Below are 16,846 nucleotides of genomic sequence, written 5' to 3'. Positions count from 1 at the left end.
TGACGGCGCCAACATCAGTTGCCAAACAACAGATCGAATATCGTCTTCGGCTTCGATCGCCGTTGCGAACCGGCATCGCCCGCCTGCCCTGCACCATAGGGGCGCTTTTGTCCGACGGCGGCAACGTTGACGGGACGAAGCTGATATTGGTCCGTTGCGCCATCGACGCTCGCGACCTGCAGGGTATCGCCATCCCACGTCCAGGTGGCCACCCGGTTGCCGAGCCGGTCCGGTTCGATCGCAATGACCTTTGCCGAGGTGATGTCGATGATCGCCGCAAGCTCGGCCTCTTCGAATCCGCCCTTTACCGCCACCCGGCCACCCGAAAACCGAAGGATCCCATAGCTGGCGTACGGCGGCGGCTTGACCTCCCACGCGAGCAGTTTCGGCAGTCCCGCCCCGGTCATCTCGAGCGGAACGCGTATCTGCGGATACTCTTCGCTGGTCGCCACGTAATCCTTGCCGCTCAGAACGACGTGCCATTTTCCGAGATCGAGCGAAGGCTCAGGCTTGTCGTCCGCATCGTCGGGGGGCGCGCCAAGCCGCTTCAATGCGTCTGCCGCGAAACGCCAGCTCGGGCGCAACTGCAGCACACGGCGGAGATCCGTAATCGCGGTGTCGGCCGCTCCGTTTGCTTCCTCGATCTCGCCGCGCGCCCAAAGCGCTTCCGGCGAGTTGGCATCGAGCTTGATGGCCGTTTGCACGTCCTTGGCGCCGATGTCAGCCTGGCTGTTTTGCTTGTAGACGAAAGCGCGGAAAGCAAATGCAACGGGCGAGCGCGGATCGAGTTCGATCGCGCGGTTGAGGTCGGCATAAGCATCGTCCGACGCCTCTGCCAATCCGTTGGCGAGACCGCGCCCCTCGTAGGCCGCGCTGGATTTTCCGTCGAGCTCGATGGCACGCGAAAAATCCTTGATCGCCGACGCGGTATTGCCGTCGAGCAGATACGCATAGCCGCGAACCACATAAAGCTCGCTGTTACCGACGTCGAAAGCGACGGCACGCGAAAGATCTTCGATCGCCTCTTCCCGTTGCGCCACCGCCATGCGTGCCTCGGCGCGGTTTCGATAGGCGGAGGCAAAACGAGCGTCTGAATTTACCGCGCGTGAAAAATCGCGGATCGCAGCATGCGGCTTACCGGCTGCGAGGTAAGCGAGGCCCCGGCCCGATAGCGGCGGCGCACTCGCCGGCATCAGCTCGATGGCCTTGGTGAAATCGAGAATCGCATCACCGGTTTTACCGGCCTTCATTTTCGCGTTGCCGCGGTTCGAATAGGCGGCCGCGTATCCCGGCGCCAGCACGATGGCGCGATCGAAATCCTTCAGCGCTTCGCCATACTGCCCGAGCGCCAACAGCAGGTTGCCACGATTGTTGTAAGCCACGGGGTATTCGGGAAAGAGCTCGACCGCGCGATTGTAGTCTTCGAGCGCCAGCTTGGTCTCACCGAGCCGCACGTTGGCAACGCCCCGGTCATTGAGGATCGTAGCGCGCCGATCGTTGGCAAGCCCCGTATCTTTGAGCGCTTCCGTATAGGTTGTAACAGCTTTCGCGACATCGCCGCGAACGAGCTGGGCTGCGCCCTCCTCGACCTGCGACGGCCCCGAAGCACCCTCAGCCGCAAGCGCCGGCCCAATCGCCAACGGCGAAGCCAATGCTAGGAATACTGACGCCGCGCGAAAGCCCCTTTTCATTGTCTCAACAAATTCCTTTTGGGTGCCTTGGACCGCGATTCATATCTTACACGAGGTAGGGTGCCATTGTGACCCTCGGCCGGGCAATGGCGAATTCAGCTCGCGGCTTCCCGTCCTGTTGACGCATACGTAAAAGCTGCCGTAGGAGGCCCTGGTGCGAGTTGCTCCGGAGACCCGCCGATGAACCTTTGGTTCAGACTGATATGGGTTCTGCTGACGGCCCGCAGCCGCGGCCACCTCGACATCCCGCGTCAAACATCAGTGCTGCAATTTCGGGTCTGGCCGCACGACCTCGACATCTCCGCCCATATGAACAACGGCCGTTATCTCACGATGATGGATCTCGGCCGTCTCGATGTCATGGTGCGTTCCGGCCTCTGGCGTCAGGTGCTGAACTACCGTTGGACGCCGATCGCCAGCGCAATCACGATCCGCTTTCAGCGTGAACTGAGGCCGTTTCAGAAGTTCCGGCTCGAAACGCGCCTGCTCTGCTGGGACACGACGCTTGTCGTGATGGAGCAGACGTTCGTCATCGACGGCGGAAAGCGCGATGGACAAGCCGCCGCGCGCGCCCTGTTCAAAGGCGGCCTCTACGACCGGAAAGAACGAAAGTTCGTAGAAATTGCCCGGCTGATGGCCCTTCTCGGCGTCTCCGAAGTGAGCCCTCCGTCGACGCCCGAGGTTGAAGCATTCCTCCACGCCGACGATCAGCTCAAGCAAGCCGGCCGCGTCGCCAGCTAACGTCTGCCTCTCGGCTTCTCCGCATGAAGTTTCTGCAGCACCCTCGGCAAAACATCGGGAAGATCCTCGGCAATGATGCCGATCCCGAAAGCGCTGGCTGCCTCGCCATGCAGCCAGACGGCCGCCGACGCGGCTTCGAACGCCGGCATGCGCTGCGCCAATAGCCCCGTAACGAAACCGGCAAGCACGTCGCCCGAGCCCGCCGTCGCGAGCCACGGCGGAGCGTTCGAATTGATGATGGCGCGGCCGTCGGGCGCCGCGACGACGGTATCCGTGCCCTTGAGGATGACGACGGCCCCCGACTGCTCCGCCGCCGTCCGCGCGCGGTCGACTTTGGAACCGGGAAGCTCACCGAACAGCCGTTTGAACTCACCTTCATGCGGCGTCATCACGACCGGCGCTTGCCGCCCCTTGATCGCCGCGAACAGCGTGGACGGCTGAGCCGGACCACGATCACCGTTGCGCGCAAGAAATCCCATGCTCGCCTCGGCACGATCTCCGTTGTCCTCCGGATCCGCGAATGATGTGAGCGCATCGGCGTCGAGCACCAGCGACGCCGATGATTTCAGGATTGCTAGAACATCGGCCGCTGTATCCGGTCCCACGGACGCGCCGGGACCGATCAGAACCGCGTTGCGCCGCTGGTCGCGCAGGAAATCCGAAAGCGCCTCGGCTCCCGATACGGAGCGAACCATGATCGACGTGACCTGGGTCGCAATGATCGCCGTTGCAGTCGAATTGCCGACGAGCGTAACGACGCCCGCGCCGGCTCTGAGCGCGCCCCGTGCGCCGAGGCGCGCAGCGCCTGTCTGCAGCGCCGGCCCCGACACGATGACAGCATGACCTCGGTCGTATTTGTGGCCTCCGTCCGTCGGCCAATTGAAATCTGAGATCCAGAGCCCGGGCGCATTCTCATGCAAGCGGGGCTTCAAGGAACCGAGCACGCTATCGGGGATGCCGATGTCTGCAACGGTGACCTCGCCGCAAAGGTCGCGCCCCGGCATCAGGAGATGACCCGGCTTTTTACGGAAGAACGTGACCGTCCGCCGCGCCTTGATCGCGACGCCCCTCACCTCTCCGCTGGCCCCGTCGAGGCCGCTCGGCACATCGACGGCAAGCACCGGCAGCCCGCTGGCGTTGACCGCCTCGACCAATTCAGCCGCATCGCCTTCGAGTGGACGCGAAAGACCTGCGCCAAAAAGTGCGTCGATGACGAGATACATGCTCTGCAGAGCGTCGGGCGTCGCTGGCCGAATGGGCAATGGCCAGCGCCGGGCCATTTCGGCTGCGTCACCTTTCAACGCAGACTTGTCGCCGAGCAGGAACACACGCACATCGAAGCCGTGATCGCGCAACAGCCTCGCTGCGACGAACCCGTCGCCGCCATTGTTGCCGGGCCCGCAAAGGACAGCGATGCGCGTATCGGGCCCGCGTGTCATCAGCGCAGCCACGTCCGCGACCGCTTTCCCAGCCCGCGCCATAAGGTCCAGGCTCGGCGTACCGCCCGCCTCCGTTAAGCGATCCGCTTCCCCCGTTTCCGCGGGCGTCAACAATTCATTCATGTCATGTTCCTGCGAGCCTGACGGGCGCGACGGTGAGCGCCGCCACCTGCCTTTAAATTCAGCGTTTGTCCGGTTGAGAGAGAAATGGGCATCGAACTCGCCGGAAAATTATACATCCGGCATCAAATTTAGGCGTATTAAGCGCTCGGCGACGAACTCCGAAGCCGGAACTACACGCTAAGCTGCTGACATATGTGACGTTTTTCAAAAACACCACAGGTGGCACGGCCTCTGCTAGCCTTGGGGCCACTGGGCTAGCGTGAGTTTCCAACGACATGCTGTCCACGATTCAAGGGGCGAAAATGAAAAAGATTGAAGCGATTATAAAGCCCTTCAAGCTCGATGAAGTAAAAGAAGCGCTACAAGAAATCGGCTTGCAAGGCATCACCGTCATCGAGGCAAAGGGGTTCGGCCGCCAGAAGGGCCACACCGAACTTTACCGGGGTGCCGAATATGTCGTCGACTTCCTGCCGAAGGTGAAGATTGAGGTGGTTTTGAGCGACGACATGCTGGACAAGGCAGTCGAGTCCATCCAAAAGGCCGCGAAGACAGGCCGGATCGGCGACGGTAAGATCTTTATCTCGTCCATCGAAGACGCTATTCGCATCCGCACCGGGGAATCCGGGCGAGACGCCATCTAAACCGAACTTTAAAAAAGCTGCCCACGCCTGAATTGGCCTTCGTCGGCCCAACAACCGGCATGCGTGTGTTGAACGAAACGCCTAGACAGGGGAGTGTCTATGAAAAACGCGAGTGACGTCCTGAAGTTCATCAAGGACAAGGAAGCCAAGTTCGTCGACTTTCGGTTCACGGACACCAAAGGCAAGATGCAGCACGTCACCGCCGACGTCGGTTGCGTCGACGAGAGTGTCTTCACCGACGGTTACGCATTCGACGGCTCCTCTATCGCTGGATGGAAGTCGATCGAAGCATCCGACATGACGTTGATGCCGGATCCGGCAACGGCACATATCGACCCCTTCTTCGCTCAGACGACCGTCGCAATCTTCTGCGACGTGCTCGAGCCCTCTACCGGCCAGCCCTACGAGCGCGATCCGCGCTCGGTCGCCAAGAAGGCTGAAGCCTACATGATGTCGCTTGGCATCGGCGACAAAGTCTACTTTGGCCCGGAAGCCGAATTCTTCATCTTTGATGACGTACGCTTCTCGACCGACATGTACTCGGTCGGCTTCGAGGTCGACTCGAGCGAACTGCCGACGAACACGGGCGCCGACGTCGAGACGGGCAACCTCGGCCATCGCCCCCGCGTAAAGGGCGGCTACTTCCCCGTTCCCCCGATCGATAGCGCCCAGGACATTCGTTCCGAGATGCTTTCGGTTCTGTCGGAAATGGGCGTCGTCGTCGAAAAGCATCACCACGAAGTTGCAGCCGCCCAGCACGAGCTCGGCGTCAAGTTCGGCCCGATGATCACGATGGCCGATCACATGCAGATCTATAAGTACGTCGTGCACAACGTCGCTCAGGCCTACGGCAAGACAGCGACGTTCATGCCGAAGCCGGTCTACGGCGACAACGGCTCGGGCATGCACGTCCACCAGTCGATCTGGAAGGGCAGCACGCCGATGTTCGCGGGCGACAAGTATGCGGACCTCTCGCAGATGTGCCTTTACTACATTGGCGGCATCCTGAAGCACGCGAAGGCCATCAACGCCTTCACCAATCCGCTGACCAACTCCTACAAGCGTTTGGTTCCTGGCTTCGAAGCCCCCGTGCTGCTCGCCTATTCGGCACGCAACCGCTCGGCGTCGTGCCGAATTCCGCACGTCACGAGCCCGAAGGCGAAGCGCATCGAAATCCGCTTCCCCGATCCGGGCGCAAACCCCTACCTCGCCTTCACGGCGATGCTGATGGCCGGCCTCGACGGCATTCAGAACAAGATCGATCCGGGCCCCGCCATGGACAAGAACCTTTACGACTTGCCCCCGGCCGAGCTTGCCAAGATCCCGACCGTCGCGGCCTCGCTTCGCGAAGCTCTCGACAGCCTCGACAAGGATCGCGACTTCCTGAAAGCCGGCGGCGTCATGAACGACGATATGATCGACGCCTACATCGCGCTGCGCATGGAAGAGAACATGCGTTACGAGATGACGCCGCACCCGGTCGAGTACGACATGTACTATTCGGTCTAAGGCTGCTCGGCAGTTTGGAATACGAAGAGGCGGCTCGAAAGGGCCGCCTTTTTCTATTGTGCGCTCAATAGAAAATCAGGACCCCGCCACACACGGCGATCAGCGCGTAATAGAAAAACTTCTGCTCGCGAACGAGGAACCACGTCACGACACGGCGTGGAATGTCGGACCAATTGCAGCGGCCAACCGCGCCCAGCGTCAAGCCGAGCGCCAGCCCTATAATGAGGGAATTGAACTCGAGCCCCACGGTCAGGGAGCGCACGCTCTCGGGAACATGCCCCGAAAACCAGGGCGCCAGGGCAAAGAAAGCGGCGACCGTCATCGCCCCGAATGCAAGTACGGAAAAAAACGACAGGATGGACCGCACGATCATGGTCGAACTCGGAACGCTGAACCTTGCGTGAGGCTAGCGCGGAGACGCGAATAAACCGTTAACCATGATGTAGCCCCTCCGCCGCCCACCGGCGCTCCATACGCTTGAAGACGACCAAGGCCACGCCGGTAATGACCATCGTCACGATAACGATCGTGACAAAGCCGTGGACGGCATCGTCCATCATCGCCATGCCGGCGCAGATCGGACCGACGAGAGCGCCGAGCTGGTACATGATGATGAAGGCCGCGTTCACGGCCGCGAGGCCACTGGCCGATACCCGTTCGCCGATGATGGCGAGGCCCAGCGCATAGAAGCCGAGAATAACGCCGCCCATGAGAAACGCGGTCGTGTACGCGGCGACCGGATTGGTGAGGGCAAGCGGCAGCGCGAGAGCCAGCGCAATGAAAAGAACCACCGATACGACCATCATGGCGTAGCGGGAGAAGCGGTCAGACAACCAGCCGACCGGATACTGCAACACGATGCCGCCGACCGTCGTGACGGTGAGCAAAGCCAGCGCAGGGTACTGAGACCATCCGGCCGCGAGCGCCACGTTCGGGATCAACGAAAGAACGGTGATCTCGGAAAAGCCGCCGACGAACGCAGCGACCATCGCCACCGGAGCCCAGCGAAATGCGGAAGCGACGTTGCGGCTGGTATCGTGCTCGACCATCGGTGCGAGCTGCCGCCCGATCATGACCGGGAACCCGGAAAGCCCCGTCACCACCGCCGCCGCGAGAAATGGCAATGGCCCATCGAGACCCATCGCCTGCAACAAAACTGGTCCTATCGCATAGCCCGTGAAAAAGACCATTGCATAAATTGCGATGACGCGTCCGCGCGTCTCCTCGCGCGTGACCGCATTGATCCACGTCTCGCCAACGAGCCACGGCATCGCAAAGCCGGCACTCATGAGAATACGGATCGCAATCCAGGCCCACGGCGATTGAAAGAGAGCGAGCGCCAAGAAGCCGATAGCGCCGATCAAGCATCCGCCGACGATGGAACCAACCGGTCCGAATTTGGCGATCAAACGGGGCGCGATTGGAAGCGCCAAGAGGATTGCAAAAGGGGGAGCCGCTCCTGCCAGTCCGATCATCCAGCTCGGCTGATTCCACACCTCAAAAGTCAGCGAGGTAAGCGGAAAGCCTATGCCGAACGAAATCCCGGTACCGAACGACGTCGAGCAAACGGCCGCAATGCTCAACAGCCTTTGACGCTCGGTAATTCCGTCATCGATCGCAGACGTCATGTCCCTCGCCGCCCGTTCATTTCAACAGCGTTGGAATAAGGCTTGACTTGCCGGTCCGCAAGGGCAAATTTCAACAGTGATGAAAACAAAGCACACTCGTGGCAAAAGAGGGCTCCTCGAAGCCGATCTCGTTCACGCCTCGCTCATGGAAGTTGAGCGCAATGGCCTGGACGGGTTCGGCCTGCGATGTGCCGCGAGGGCAATTGGCTGCGACGTTGCGACATTGAGTTACCGCTTCGGCTCCAAGGAGGGCCTCGAACGCGCGATTGCTCATCGGTTGCACGAAGAGGTCGCCGCCCCGAAGTCGCAATTGAGATGGCAGGCCCGCCTCACCGGGTTGGCGAATGCATATCGGCAGGTCGCCAAGCGTTATCCCAACGCCTTCCCGTTGTTGCTCCGCTTCTGGACGACCGGACCGCGCGACATGCAAATAAGCGAAGAATGGCATCAGGCCCTTTATGACGCAGGCCTGCGCGAGGCCGATATTCCGCCGGTCGCATGCGCGACGTACGCAGCCGTACTCGGCGTCTGCTCAGGAGAAATCGGCGGATTGCTCGACAAACCCAGCGTCGAAACTCTGAGAGAAATTGAAGGTCAGAGCGATCTGCCGCTCACAAAGAAGCTGCTGCCGATTTTTGCCGACCTCAGCGACGACGAGGTTTTCGATACCATGATCGGTATCCTCATATCGGGCATCGAAACTCGCGCGGCGAAGCAGGTCTCGCGGAAGCAGAAGCCGCGAACTCGGAAATCCAAGGGTTCCTGACGATGTCAGGCGTGTACTGAAGCAAGCACATCCGACAAGGCACCGGCGAAAAGTTCGAGATCTTCATCCTGCCCGCACGAAATACGGATGAAGTGTTCCAATCCCTTCGCGACCGGCTTTCTGACGAAGATATCCCTGTCCAAAAGGCCGGTAAGCACACGCAATGCGAACGCGCCGTCCGCTCCGCAGTCGATGGCGACAAAGCTCGCGGCAGAAGGAAGCGAGGAAAGTCCGTTCGCCTCCGCGATTGCCCTGATCCGGTTTCGCGATGCTGCAATCTGCGCCACGGCACCTTTCAGATAATTCTGATCGCGAAGGGCGGCATAAGCGCCGAGCTGCCCCACGCGATTGATCCCGTAGTGATTGCGAACCTTATCGAATGCTTCGATGGTGCTCCGCTCCCCAACCGCATAGCCGATGCGAGCACCCGCAAGCCCATAAGCCTTCGAAAAGGTCCGATACCGGATGACCTGAGGATTTGAAACATCGATCGCCGGAGACGTCGGTTCGGGTGCCGTATCGCAATAGGCTTCGTCGAGAACGAGCAGCGTTTCGGGAGGGAGCCCTGCAATAAACGCCGCAATATCGCCAGCCGTCCACCATGTCCCCATCGGACTATTCGGATTGGAAACGTAAATCAGCGGCGCGCAAACGGTCTTGGCCGTTTCGATGAGCCGGGGAACGTCCTCGCGAAACGCGCGCATGGGCACGGCATGCACCTTTCCCCCATGCGCCAGAACGTGAAAATTGAAAGTCGGATAGGCGCCGTCCGTCGTGACGACAGGACTTCCGGGCGTCAGAAACAACGAGCATGTGAGACCGAGAAGCCCGTCGATTCCTTCGCCGACCACGACGCACTCGACCGGGACTCCGTGATAAGCCGCAATCGCCGAGCGCAATTCATAGCTTTCAGGATCGGAGTACTTCCAATTTTCGCCCGCCGCGTCGCGCATGGCCGCGACGGCAAGCGGCGACGGCCCGAAAACGCTTTCGTTGGCGCCAAGCCTGGCACGAAAGGGACGGCCTCGTGCGCGCTCCATCGCCTCCGGACCGACAAACGGTACGAGCTTTGGCAGTGCTGCAACTGTCGGCGTGAAAGGTGGGCGGGACATGGAGGGCTCGAATTTCGGTTCGATGTTCAGATCAGACACAGGTCGGCGAGCTTCTTACGCAAGTCTGCCGGCATCGATGCAATCTGATCGCTTTTGCCCCGTGTGAGATCGGGAGGAGCATCGCTTGCGTCGAGATACCGCCAGCCTTGAAAGGCGCGCCGAGGCGTCGGGCGGACGGGAATGAGCGGTGGTGCGAAGAGCAGAAGACAACACGGCGTGCCGTCGTCCTTGGTGCCGTCTTCAAAACCGACGAGCTTCTGCCGCACGAGAATGACGCCCTTCATGACCCAGTAGATCGAACCGCCATCGAGCAATTCGCTCGTTCGCTTCGGCGATTGGAACGTACGATGATAAACGCAGCGTTTGCCGTCGTGGGTCTTATACGGGCGATGTTCGGTCTGCCAGGCGGCGAGATCCTCGATCGTGCTGGCGCCGACGCAAAGCTTGACGAGGTGCAATGTCATGGGAACCGTTTTTGCACCAGGACAGGGTGCCAGGAAAGGGTAAACGGCAACGGGACGATCCCGATCCGCTCAGGGTTTGGCAACGCAGCTTCCGGCGTACTGGGCGAAAACCGGCTGGCCGAACAGGCCAAAGTGCCGCGAATGCACGGCCGGAAATTTCCCCGTGGCAGGGTCGCGGTCATAAATGGTTGTAAGATTGAGAAAGCCCTCGTTCACGACCTCGAGGAAATGATTGGCGTTAATCGCGCGTACAATTTTGAGATTGGCGGCTGTGCGCCCGTCGAGAATAAGCGACGCCGACTGATGCTCCAGATCGATGCTTCCGATCTCGAACGTCAAATCTTTTGGCGGAGCAGCTTGATACTTACCGGCATCGTAGGTCCAGGCGTAACCCTGGTCGAAATCGCACGTGACGTGCCCTGGTATGCTCTCTTGAGCGAAGGCCGCCGCCGGGCTCGCCAAAAACGTCACGATCAAAGCTCCAATCCGGCAATTCAGCATTTCAATATTCCGTTTCGCAAAGAAGTCCCCCAACCGGCATTCGGAAAACGCCGGATATCGTAGCAACCTGAACGCGCCGTCGTCGATGCCGCAGTCCGGTGTCGTCTGCACTCGCGGTTTGCCTTCAGACCGCCGCGGATATGGTATGGGCTGGCACCCTAACTTTTATGGCGAGAGGCCATGCGACCAACAGCTTTATTTATCCTGCTCTCATTGGCGATGGCGTTGCCCTCTGTGGCCCACGCCAAGAAGCAGAAACCGGATACGCCGGACGACAAGCTCAATTGCAAACAGATTTCGGGCCGGATGCAAGTGCGCATTCTGCAACTCCGCGGTTTCGAGGATAGGAAGCAGGCCTCGGGTTTGGCACGCGGCATACAGGCCGGCATGGCGGCGACGTTCGGTAATCTTTCGCACGGCACCGACCCGCAAGGCGCCTATGCCGAAGATATCAAGTCCCTCCACGCATACAATCAGCGCCTCGTCGAGTTGGGTTGCAAGAGCTACGACCTCGAGTCGGAACTCAAAAAGACAGACCCGCTCGAAACACCGTCGCCGACCGTTCCCGCGCCGAAAAAGAAGAAGGCCCCGGCTGCCGCAGGGCCCGCGCCCGCCCCGGCACCCGCGGCCGCCAACTGAGGTCCATTACGTCCGGCTGACCACGGCGGCATTTGGCGATAAGCTAACTGCATGACCGACCGCGACACTCCTTCCTCCCCTGTGGGGACCGTCATCCCTTGGCCTCCGCTGCTGCTGGTTGGCGCAATCGCGCTCGGCTGGGCACTGACGATTGCGGCACCGTTGCCGTGGCCGGGAATCGATGACGCGCCCGCGCACTGGCTGGGCCTCACCTTCGGAATTCTCGGAATTTTGTTGATCGTCTTTGCATTGAGGGCACTCTCGGCAAATCGAACGACGATCTTGCCGCACAAATCCCCGACGGTGCTCGTGACGACAGGCCCCTACGTCAGGTTCCGCAATCCGATCTACCTTGGCGAAGTGTTGCTCCTCCTTTATGGAGCCGAGATCACCAAATCGATCTGGTTCGTCGTGGCCGCGGCGCTATTCGCCGTTCTGGTGACGGCGCTCCAAATCATTCCGGAGGAGCGCCACCTGGAAACGATCTTTGGCGACGCGTATACCGACTATAAATCCCGCACACGGCGCTGGATTTGATATCTGACCCGCCATGAGCACCGATCTTGCCGAAAAGGAACGTGAGTTCATAGCCGCGCTCGCCGAAGACACGGGCCGCGACCTCGCGGGCTGGATGGCGGCGATCGGCGAAACCGGCCTGACCCAACGCAACGACATCATCGATTGGCTTCGTCACCAGGGCTTTCAGTTCCAGTGGGCCTCGTGGCTCGAGCGCATTCATCACAACGATGGCCGGCTCATTTATGCCGACACTATCAACCAGGTGCGAACCGCGAGCCGCCAACCCTCTTCGAGGGATGCAGGGCGGGATGCAGGCGATGAACCTCCTGCCCGCGCACGGCCATTCCGTGACTGGAAACCCCAACCGCCTCCTGCTACAGCGCCAACGCCGCCGCCAGTGATCGGCGACCCGATCCAGCATCTCCTGAGCGACGCCAAAGGCTTGCGGCCGCTTGCCGAACATGTGCTCCGCGAAGTCGGCCGTGCTGTCCCCGCGACCGAATTTGCAGCGACGGCCACATTTGTAATGATGTCCGCCCCTACCCCCTTCGCCGCGTTGCATGCCGGGCCGAAAAAGCTGCGTCTTTACGCAAATTTTGGACCTGCAGGCGTCAATCGCACCATACCCGCGGAACCGGCGAACAAAAGCGCCCCGCCGTTCCGGGAGATGCTGGTGCTGGACGATGTCCGCAACGTCGACGAGGACTTCCAGCGCCTGATCCGCGCGGCGGCGGCTCGATAAGATTGGCGAGCCCCCCGTTCGATTGCATCTACCGTGTACGGCAGGCACCATTGATTTGCCGGAATTTTCGCGCCATTGCGGCTGTGGAGGCGTCGATGTCGGCAAAGCAGGGACCCGCGAGGGCTCGATATCTCGCAATTATTTTGATGCTTGGGCTGTCGGGCGGCGTTAACGCCCAGACCGCGAAGCGCGATGCCATTGCCGATTGGCTGAAGACAGTCGAAGGCAAGACAGCAGCGGAAACGCCGAGCAACGCACTCGATCCCACCAAAAAATCAACGAAGCCCGAAATGCCCGCGCCGCCGGCAGCGATCGCCGATCCGCGCGATGGCGATCCCCAATACGAACAGGCCAAGGCGCTCATGACTGCGATCGACGCGATCCTGAGGGATGCGGCGACGACGCGTGTGGGCGCGGGTAAACTACCGAGCCGCGACGAATTCATCATCCCTCCCTTCTGGAAGGAAACGCGCGAAGATCGCAACGCCAAGGTTCGCGACCTCCTCGACGCCGCACTTGCGATCGTCACCAATGCGCCAGTCGTCGAAGTGCAAAAGCGGGTGGAGGTCCTACGTCACAACATCCGCGAACTCGAGGACGCGAACGTCAAGCTGAAGGAGAAGCAGCTCGTTGCGCCGAAAGACGCGACGTTGCCCGGCATTCTGAACGACACGGTCGCCTCGATCGAGGACCAGATTACAGAGAACAAAAAAAGGATCGAAGCAAACCGCGCCGAGATCAAAAGCCAGAAAGCCGAGATTGCTACGGCTTTGAAAAACTCCGGCATCGATCTCGCTCAGGACCAGGTCGATCTGTTGCTCGACAGCGTGCTCTCGGGCGATCTCGTTCGCCTCGTCGCCGTATTCAACGCGGCGAAAATGATCGACGGGCAACTGGCAAAGCTGATCGGAACGACCGGCGATAACATGGAGGCGGCCCGGCGCTATTTCGCCATGCATGCCGCCCTGTTTGCGATGCTGGTCCAGGCGCAAGACGCCACGATCACGAAGATCGACACCCAGTACCTGCCGAAACTCGACGCCATCATTGCCGATATCGCCGCCGCACGTACCCGGACGGGCGAATTGATGAAAGCCGAAAACCGGCCCGATCAGCAGCGCGCGCTCGAGTCCAATCGTGCGAGCCAGCAAGTCGCCGACGAAGCGGCAAAAGCATACAAGCGCTATCTGCAGCAGCAGCGCGAACAGATTGCCGGAGCTCGCCTCAAGGCGACGCACGACCTGAAGATCGCGGACAACACCTACGAGACGGTCGAAGCGAGCGTGCAGCTTCGAAATTTGATTCGCGAAAGCTCGACATCGTTCGAAGCAATTCAGAAACTCGAAGCCCCGAGCTTCGAGCAAATCTTCAAAAGCGATGAGTTGCGTAAGGAATTCGAAGATTTGACGCGTAAACTCGACGTCCCCGCAAGCTGAAAAGCCTGTGTAACCGAGTGCCGAGGCTTCTGTTTCCGTGCCGCATCGACTATGTTCCCGCTCGGACTATTACGTTGTCCCATGATCAGGCATGCGATGGTGTTTTCGGGACGGATTAGAGAGAGCGCGGCAGCAACCAAGACGTTCGCGTCGCTGCGCGTTGATAGGCGCGTACTATCGACGCCAAACCGCACCATTGTGATCTCCAACATTTCAACTGTCAGTGTCGGAACGCACGTCACGCCGCGGCCGACGGCGCTCTTCTGGCTGCTCGCGGCATTGTTCTTCATGATGGCCTTGGGCTCGATGCGGCCGGACTTCTCATGGGGTCCGCTGGCGCCGACCGGCGCAACGGTGGTACTCGGCTTCATCGCACTCGCATTCGCGGGCCTCGCGGTTCGTCCCGAAGATAAAACGCACTATCTGCTGATCTCTTCGAACGATGGGATAATCTCGCGATTTTCCGCGCCGGACCGCTCCATTCTCGAAGAGGTCCGCAGCATTCTCACCGAGAAGATCAACCGCAACGACGAATCGATGACGTTCAGCGTCAACTTCGAGCGAGGCCAGATCGATAATCTCGGCGGCCCCCAGGCCCCGCACGGCGGCGGCAACTCAGCGGGCCAACAACACGTCACGACCGGCGGCCATCCCGCCCAACCCGGCCAGAGCAGCGGCACTCAGGACCGGACCCCGCAGCCCGCCGCGCAGAGACCGCGTCCAGGTCCAGGTCCGGGACAGGGTCCGGCGGAAATCTCCGGCCCTGCGCCTCGTCAGCCACAACCGCAGCGCGGCCAACCGTCACTATCATCGGCGTTGAACGGAGCGGCCGCGCCCAGCCAACCGGCCGAGGCGTTTGTCGATTACACCGGCGTCCTTCCGGCAATCGTCGAAATGCACCGCTTCTACGCGCGCCAGGCAGGCACCCAGCATCTCGAACAACGCCTGTCCGAACTCGAGTTGCTCATGCGCGCCGGAACGCCGACCTCGGCACAGAAAACCAGGCTGCGCGAGCTTTCCGGCGAGATGTCCCAAATTCTCGGAGCCTATCCGCAGGCGGTCGAACTCTTCGACCACATCGACAGCCTCGTCTGACGAACGCCCTATCGCCGATACTGGACGAACTCCGTCAGCTGACCGACCCGGTCGTAAAGCTTGCGAGCCGTCGCGTTGTCGTCTTGGGTCGCCCAATACGTGCGATCCGCGCCCCGGCGATCCGCTTCCGCATATGTCGCCTCGATCAGCGCCCGGCCGACACCCTGCCCGCGCAAGTCGGAAGCGACGAAAAGATCTTCGAGATAGCAATACCAGGAAGATGACCACGTCGACCGATGGAAGACGAGTGCCGCAATGCCGACCGCACGTCCCTCGGCGTCGCGAGCAATCAGGGCCATCATGTTATCCTCTCGGGAGAGAAGACGGCGCCACGTCAGCGCGATGACATCCTTGGGGACGCTCGTCTTGTAGAAAACGATATAGTCCTGAAAGAGCTTTAGCCACTCTTGCTCGTCGCTTGCCACTACCGGCCTGACGCTTACCGCCATCTGCTGGACCTTCCAATTTAACGTTTCCGTGACGCGGGTTGCCTCTATGCAGCACGCGGCACGCGATGTCAGCAGGCCTGCACAACCGCGGTCCTGCCTGGCCTTTGACCGGCCCGCCCGTTATCGCGGCTATTCAGTAACAGCAGAAAAGCGATCGATGGCCCGTAATGCCCATTCCTTGAACATTGGGGTACTCGCCCGTACAAGAGCAATTCGATTTGGGGCACGAAGCGAGAAAGATGCGGCAACCTTCGATTTACATGGCGGCCTTGGCGTCGCTTTTGGCGTTTGCAGCGTACAATCCGCTTTCGGCCGAGTTCGAAGCTGGAGGGTCCGTTAAGTTGGACACCTGCGCCGGCGACACGACTCGCTTGGGTGTCTCGCGCGTGGTCGAAATCGACCCGGCAGCAGGCGGCGATATCGGCGGCGACATCCGCGGCGCTCAGCAGTTGCTTAACGATGGCGAAGTCGTTCTGACCTTCGATGACGGTCCGCTTCGTTCGGTCACCAAGCCGATCCTGAAGGCCCTCGCCGATCAATGCACCAAAGCGACCTTCTTCATGGTCGGCCAGATGGCGCTCTCCGACCCCGCGATGGTGCGGGAGGTAGCGACGGCAGGCCACACCGTCGGCACGCACACATGGTCGCATAAGAATCTCCGCGCCGTCTCGCTGGCCAAAGCCCAGCAGGAAATCGAAGCTTCGATTTCGACGGTATCGCTCGCCAAGGGAGCCCCCGTCGCGCCGCTTTTCCGCTTTCCCTATCTGAACGGAACCAAGCAGACTTCGAGTTATCTCACGGGCCGGAATGTCGGAGCGATTTGGGTCGACGTCGATTCCAAGGATTACCTGACGCGTAGCCCGAAAGTCGTCGAGCAACGCATCCTTGCCCAGCTTGCGAAGACCAAGAAGGGCATCATTTTGATGCACGATATTCACGCGTGGACTGCCGCCATGCTCCCCGATCTACTGAAGGAACTTCAGCAACAGGGCTTCAAGGTCGTTCACTTCGTGCCGAAGGGACAGATCGAGACGATCGCGTCGTACGACGACGCGGCCCTTAAGGCAATTGCTGCCAAGTCTGCAAAAAAGGCGGCAAATCCGATCGCGGCGCGCTCGATCGTTTGGCCCATGTCCCCGGCGCCTACGCCGACGGAGGAAACGGACGTCGCCGCGATGGCGCCTGCTGGATCGAAGCACAAAGCGTCCCGCTACAAGAAGATCTCGACCAAGCCCTCGATTTCGGAAGATCAATCGGGCGAAATTTCTGCAGGTCCGGCATCTACCGCCAAACCCAAAAAGGGCGGCAAGCCGAAGGAACCGGATTTGCCCTGGTCATTCTTCAATTGACC

General features: G+C 60.6%; 18 protein-coding genes. 10 read left to right on the top strand and 8 right to left on the bottom strand.

Translation table 11 applies throughout. The features are described from left to right. Positions 1 to 14 precede the first annotated feature (14 nt). Positions 15 to 1,691: a tetratricopeptide repeat protein gene (locus K2Q04_RS04530; protein ID WP_291159867.1), complete on the bottom strand. Its 1,677-nt coding sequence runs from the start codon at positions 1,689 to 1,691 to the stop codon at positions 15 to 17. A gap of 180 nt (positions 1,692 to 1,871) precedes the next feature. Here K2Q04_RS04530 and K2Q04_RS04525 point away from each other — a divergent pair, with 180 nt between their 5' ends. Further along, positions 1,872 to 2,432: a thioesterase family protein gene (locus K2Q04_RS04525; protein ID WP_291159864.1), complete on the top strand. Its 561-nt coding sequence runs from the start codon at positions 1,872 to 1,874 to the stop codon at positions 2,430 to 2,432. Here K2Q04_RS04525 and K2Q04_RS04520 read toward each other — a convergent pair. Then, a complete protein-coding gene (locus tag K2Q04_RS04520) occupies positions 2,429 to 3,994 on the bottom strand; it encodes an NAD(P)H-hydrate dehydratase (RefSeq protein ID WP_291159861.1) in 1,566 nt (521 codons plus the stop codon). The genes K2Q04_RS04525 and K2Q04_RS04520 overlap by 4 nt on opposite strands. Before the next feature lie 302 nt (positions 3,995 to 4,296). On the opposite strand from K2Q04_RS04520, the gene K2Q04_RS04515 reads away from it, so the two are divergent. After that, positions 4,297 to 4,635 (top strand): P-II family nitrogen regulator, encoded by a 339-nt coding sequence (locus K2Q04_RS04515; RefSeq protein ID WP_045838054.1) that lies wholly within the window; start codon positions 4,297 to 4,299, stop codon positions 4,633 to 4,635. A gap of 99 nt (positions 4,636 to 4,734) precedes the next feature. Continuing rightward, the gene (gene glnA / locus K2Q04_RS04510; protein WP_291159859.1) at positions 4,735 to 6,144 is read left to right on the top strand and encodes a type I glutamate--ammonia ligase; all 1,410 of its coding nucleotides are present in this window, start codon (positions 4,735 to 4,737) and stop codon (positions 6,142 to 6,144) included. Positions 6,145 to 6,208: 64 nt separating this feature from the next. On the opposite strand, the gene K2Q04_RS04505 is transcribed toward glnA, so the two are convergent. Together K2Q04_RS04505 and K2Q04_RS04500 are read right to left on the bottom strand one after the other, a co-directional pair. Further along, on the bottom strand, positions 6,209 to 6,517 hold the full coding sequence (locus tag K2Q04_RS04505) for a hypothetical protein (RefSeq protein ID WP_291159856.1): 309 nt from the start codon (positions 6,515 to 6,517) through the stop codon (positions 6,209 to 6,211). A 58-nt stretch (positions 6,518 to 6,575) separates the two neighbouring features. After that, positions 6,576 to 7,772, bottom strand: coding sequence for an MFS transporter (locus K2Q04_RS04500; protein WP_291159854.1), 1,197 nt, complete (start codon positions 7,770 to 7,772; stop codon positions 6,576 to 6,578). 79 nt (positions 7,773 to 7,851) lie between these two features. Here K2Q04_RS04500 and K2Q04_RS04495 point away from each other — a divergent pair, with 79 nt between their 5' ends. After that, a complete protein-coding gene (locus tag K2Q04_RS04495; RefSeq protein WP_291159851.1) occupies positions 7,852 to 8,538 on the top strand; it encodes a TetR/AcrR family transcriptional regulator in 687 nt (228 codons plus the stop codon). Between the two features lie 5 nt (positions 8,539 to 8,543). Here K2Q04_RS04495 and K2Q04_RS04490 read toward each other — a convergent pair whose 3' ends face one another. The 3 genes from K2Q04_RS04490 to K2Q04_RS04480 all read right to left on the bottom strand — a co-directional run bounded on the left by K2Q04_RS04490 (position 8,544) and on the right by K2Q04_RS04480 (position 10,615). Continuing rightward, entirely contained in the window at positions 8,544 to 9,650 is a 1,107-nt protein-coding gene (locus K2Q04_RS04490) for a pyridoxal phosphate-dependent aminotransferase (RefSeq protein WP_291159848.1), read from the bottom strand. Positions 9,651 to 9,676: 26 nt separating this feature from the next. Further along, positions 9,677 to 10,114, bottom strand: coding sequence for a DUF1489 domain-containing protein (locus K2Q04_RS04485; RefSeq protein WP_291159846.1), 438 nt, complete (start codon positions 10,112 to 10,114; stop codon positions 9,677 to 9,679). Positions 10,115 to 10,183: 69 nt separating this feature from the next. Then, positions 10,184 to 10,615, bottom strand: a complete 432-nt coding sequence (locus K2Q04_RS04480) for a hypothetical protein (RefSeq protein WP_291159843.1) — start codon at positions 10,613 to 10,615, stop codon at positions 10,184 to 10,186. Positions 10,616 to 10,795: 180 nt separating this feature from the next. Here K2Q04_RS04480 and K2Q04_RS04475 point away from each other — a divergent pair, with 180 nt between their 5' ends. The 5 genes from K2Q04_RS04475 (at position 10,796) to K2Q04_RS04455 (ending at position 15,046) form a co-directional block, all read left to right on the top strand. After that, positions 10,796 to 11,254, top strand: coding sequence for a hypothetical protein (locus K2Q04_RS04475; RefSeq protein ID WP_291159841.1), 459 nt, complete (start codon positions 10,796 to 10,798; stop codon positions 11,252 to 11,254). Positions 11,255 to 11,305: 51 nt separating this feature from the next. Next, entirely contained in the window at positions 11,306 to 11,791 is a 486-nt protein-coding gene (locus K2Q04_RS04470; protein WP_291159839.1) for an isoprenylcysteine carboxylmethyltransferase family protein, read from the top strand. 13 nt (positions 11,792 to 11,804) lie between these two features. Beyond that, complete coding sequence (locus K2Q04_RS04465; protein ID WP_291159836.1) at positions 11,805 to 12,515, top strand: hypothetical protein; 711 nt, start codon at positions 11,805 to 11,807, stop codon at positions 12,513 to 12,515. Between the two features lie 95 nt (positions 12,516 to 12,610). After that, positions 12,611 to 13,951 carry a hypothetical protein gene (locus tag K2Q04_RS04460; RefSeq protein WP_291159833.1) on the top strand — a complete coding sequence of 447 codons (1,341 nt, stop codon included), beginning with the start codon at positions 12,611 to 12,613 and terminating at the stop codon, positions 13,949 to 13,951. 81 nt (positions 13,952 to 14,032) lie between these two features. After that, positions 14,033 to 15,046 carry a DUF6232 family protein gene (locus K2Q04_RS04455; protein ID WP_291159830.1) on the top strand — a complete coding sequence of 338 codons (1,014 nt, stop codon included), beginning with the start codon at positions 14,033 to 14,035 and terminating at the stop codon, positions 15,044 to 15,046. Between the two features lie 8 nt (positions 15,047 to 15,054). Here the strand turns inward: K2Q04_RS04455 and K2Q04_RS04450 are convergent, their stop codons facing one another. Beyond that, a complete protein-coding gene (locus K2Q04_RS04450) occupies positions 15,055 to 15,495 on the bottom strand; it encodes a GNAT family N-acetyltransferase (RefSeq protein ID WP_291159827.1) in 441 nt (146 codons plus the stop codon). Positions 15,496 to 15,734: 239 nt separating this feature from the next. Between K2Q04_RS04450 and K2Q04_RS04445 the strand changes: the two genes are divergently transcribed. Continuing rightward, positions 15,735 to 16,844, top strand: coding sequence for a polysaccharide deacetylase family protein (locus tag K2Q04_RS04445; protein WP_291159824.1), 1,110 nt, complete (start codon positions 15,735 to 15,737; stop codon positions 16,842 to 16,844). Positions 16,845 to 16,846 lie beyond the last annotated feature (2 nt).

The organism is Hyphomicrobium sp. (assembly GCF_019753045.1).
Classification (GTDB): Bacteria; Pseudomonadota; Alphaproteobacteria; order Rhizobiales; family Hyphomicrobiaceae; genus Hyphomicrobium_B.
Note: the sequence above shows the minus strand (reverse complement) of the source record. Positions and strands in the feature narration are given on the sequence as shown.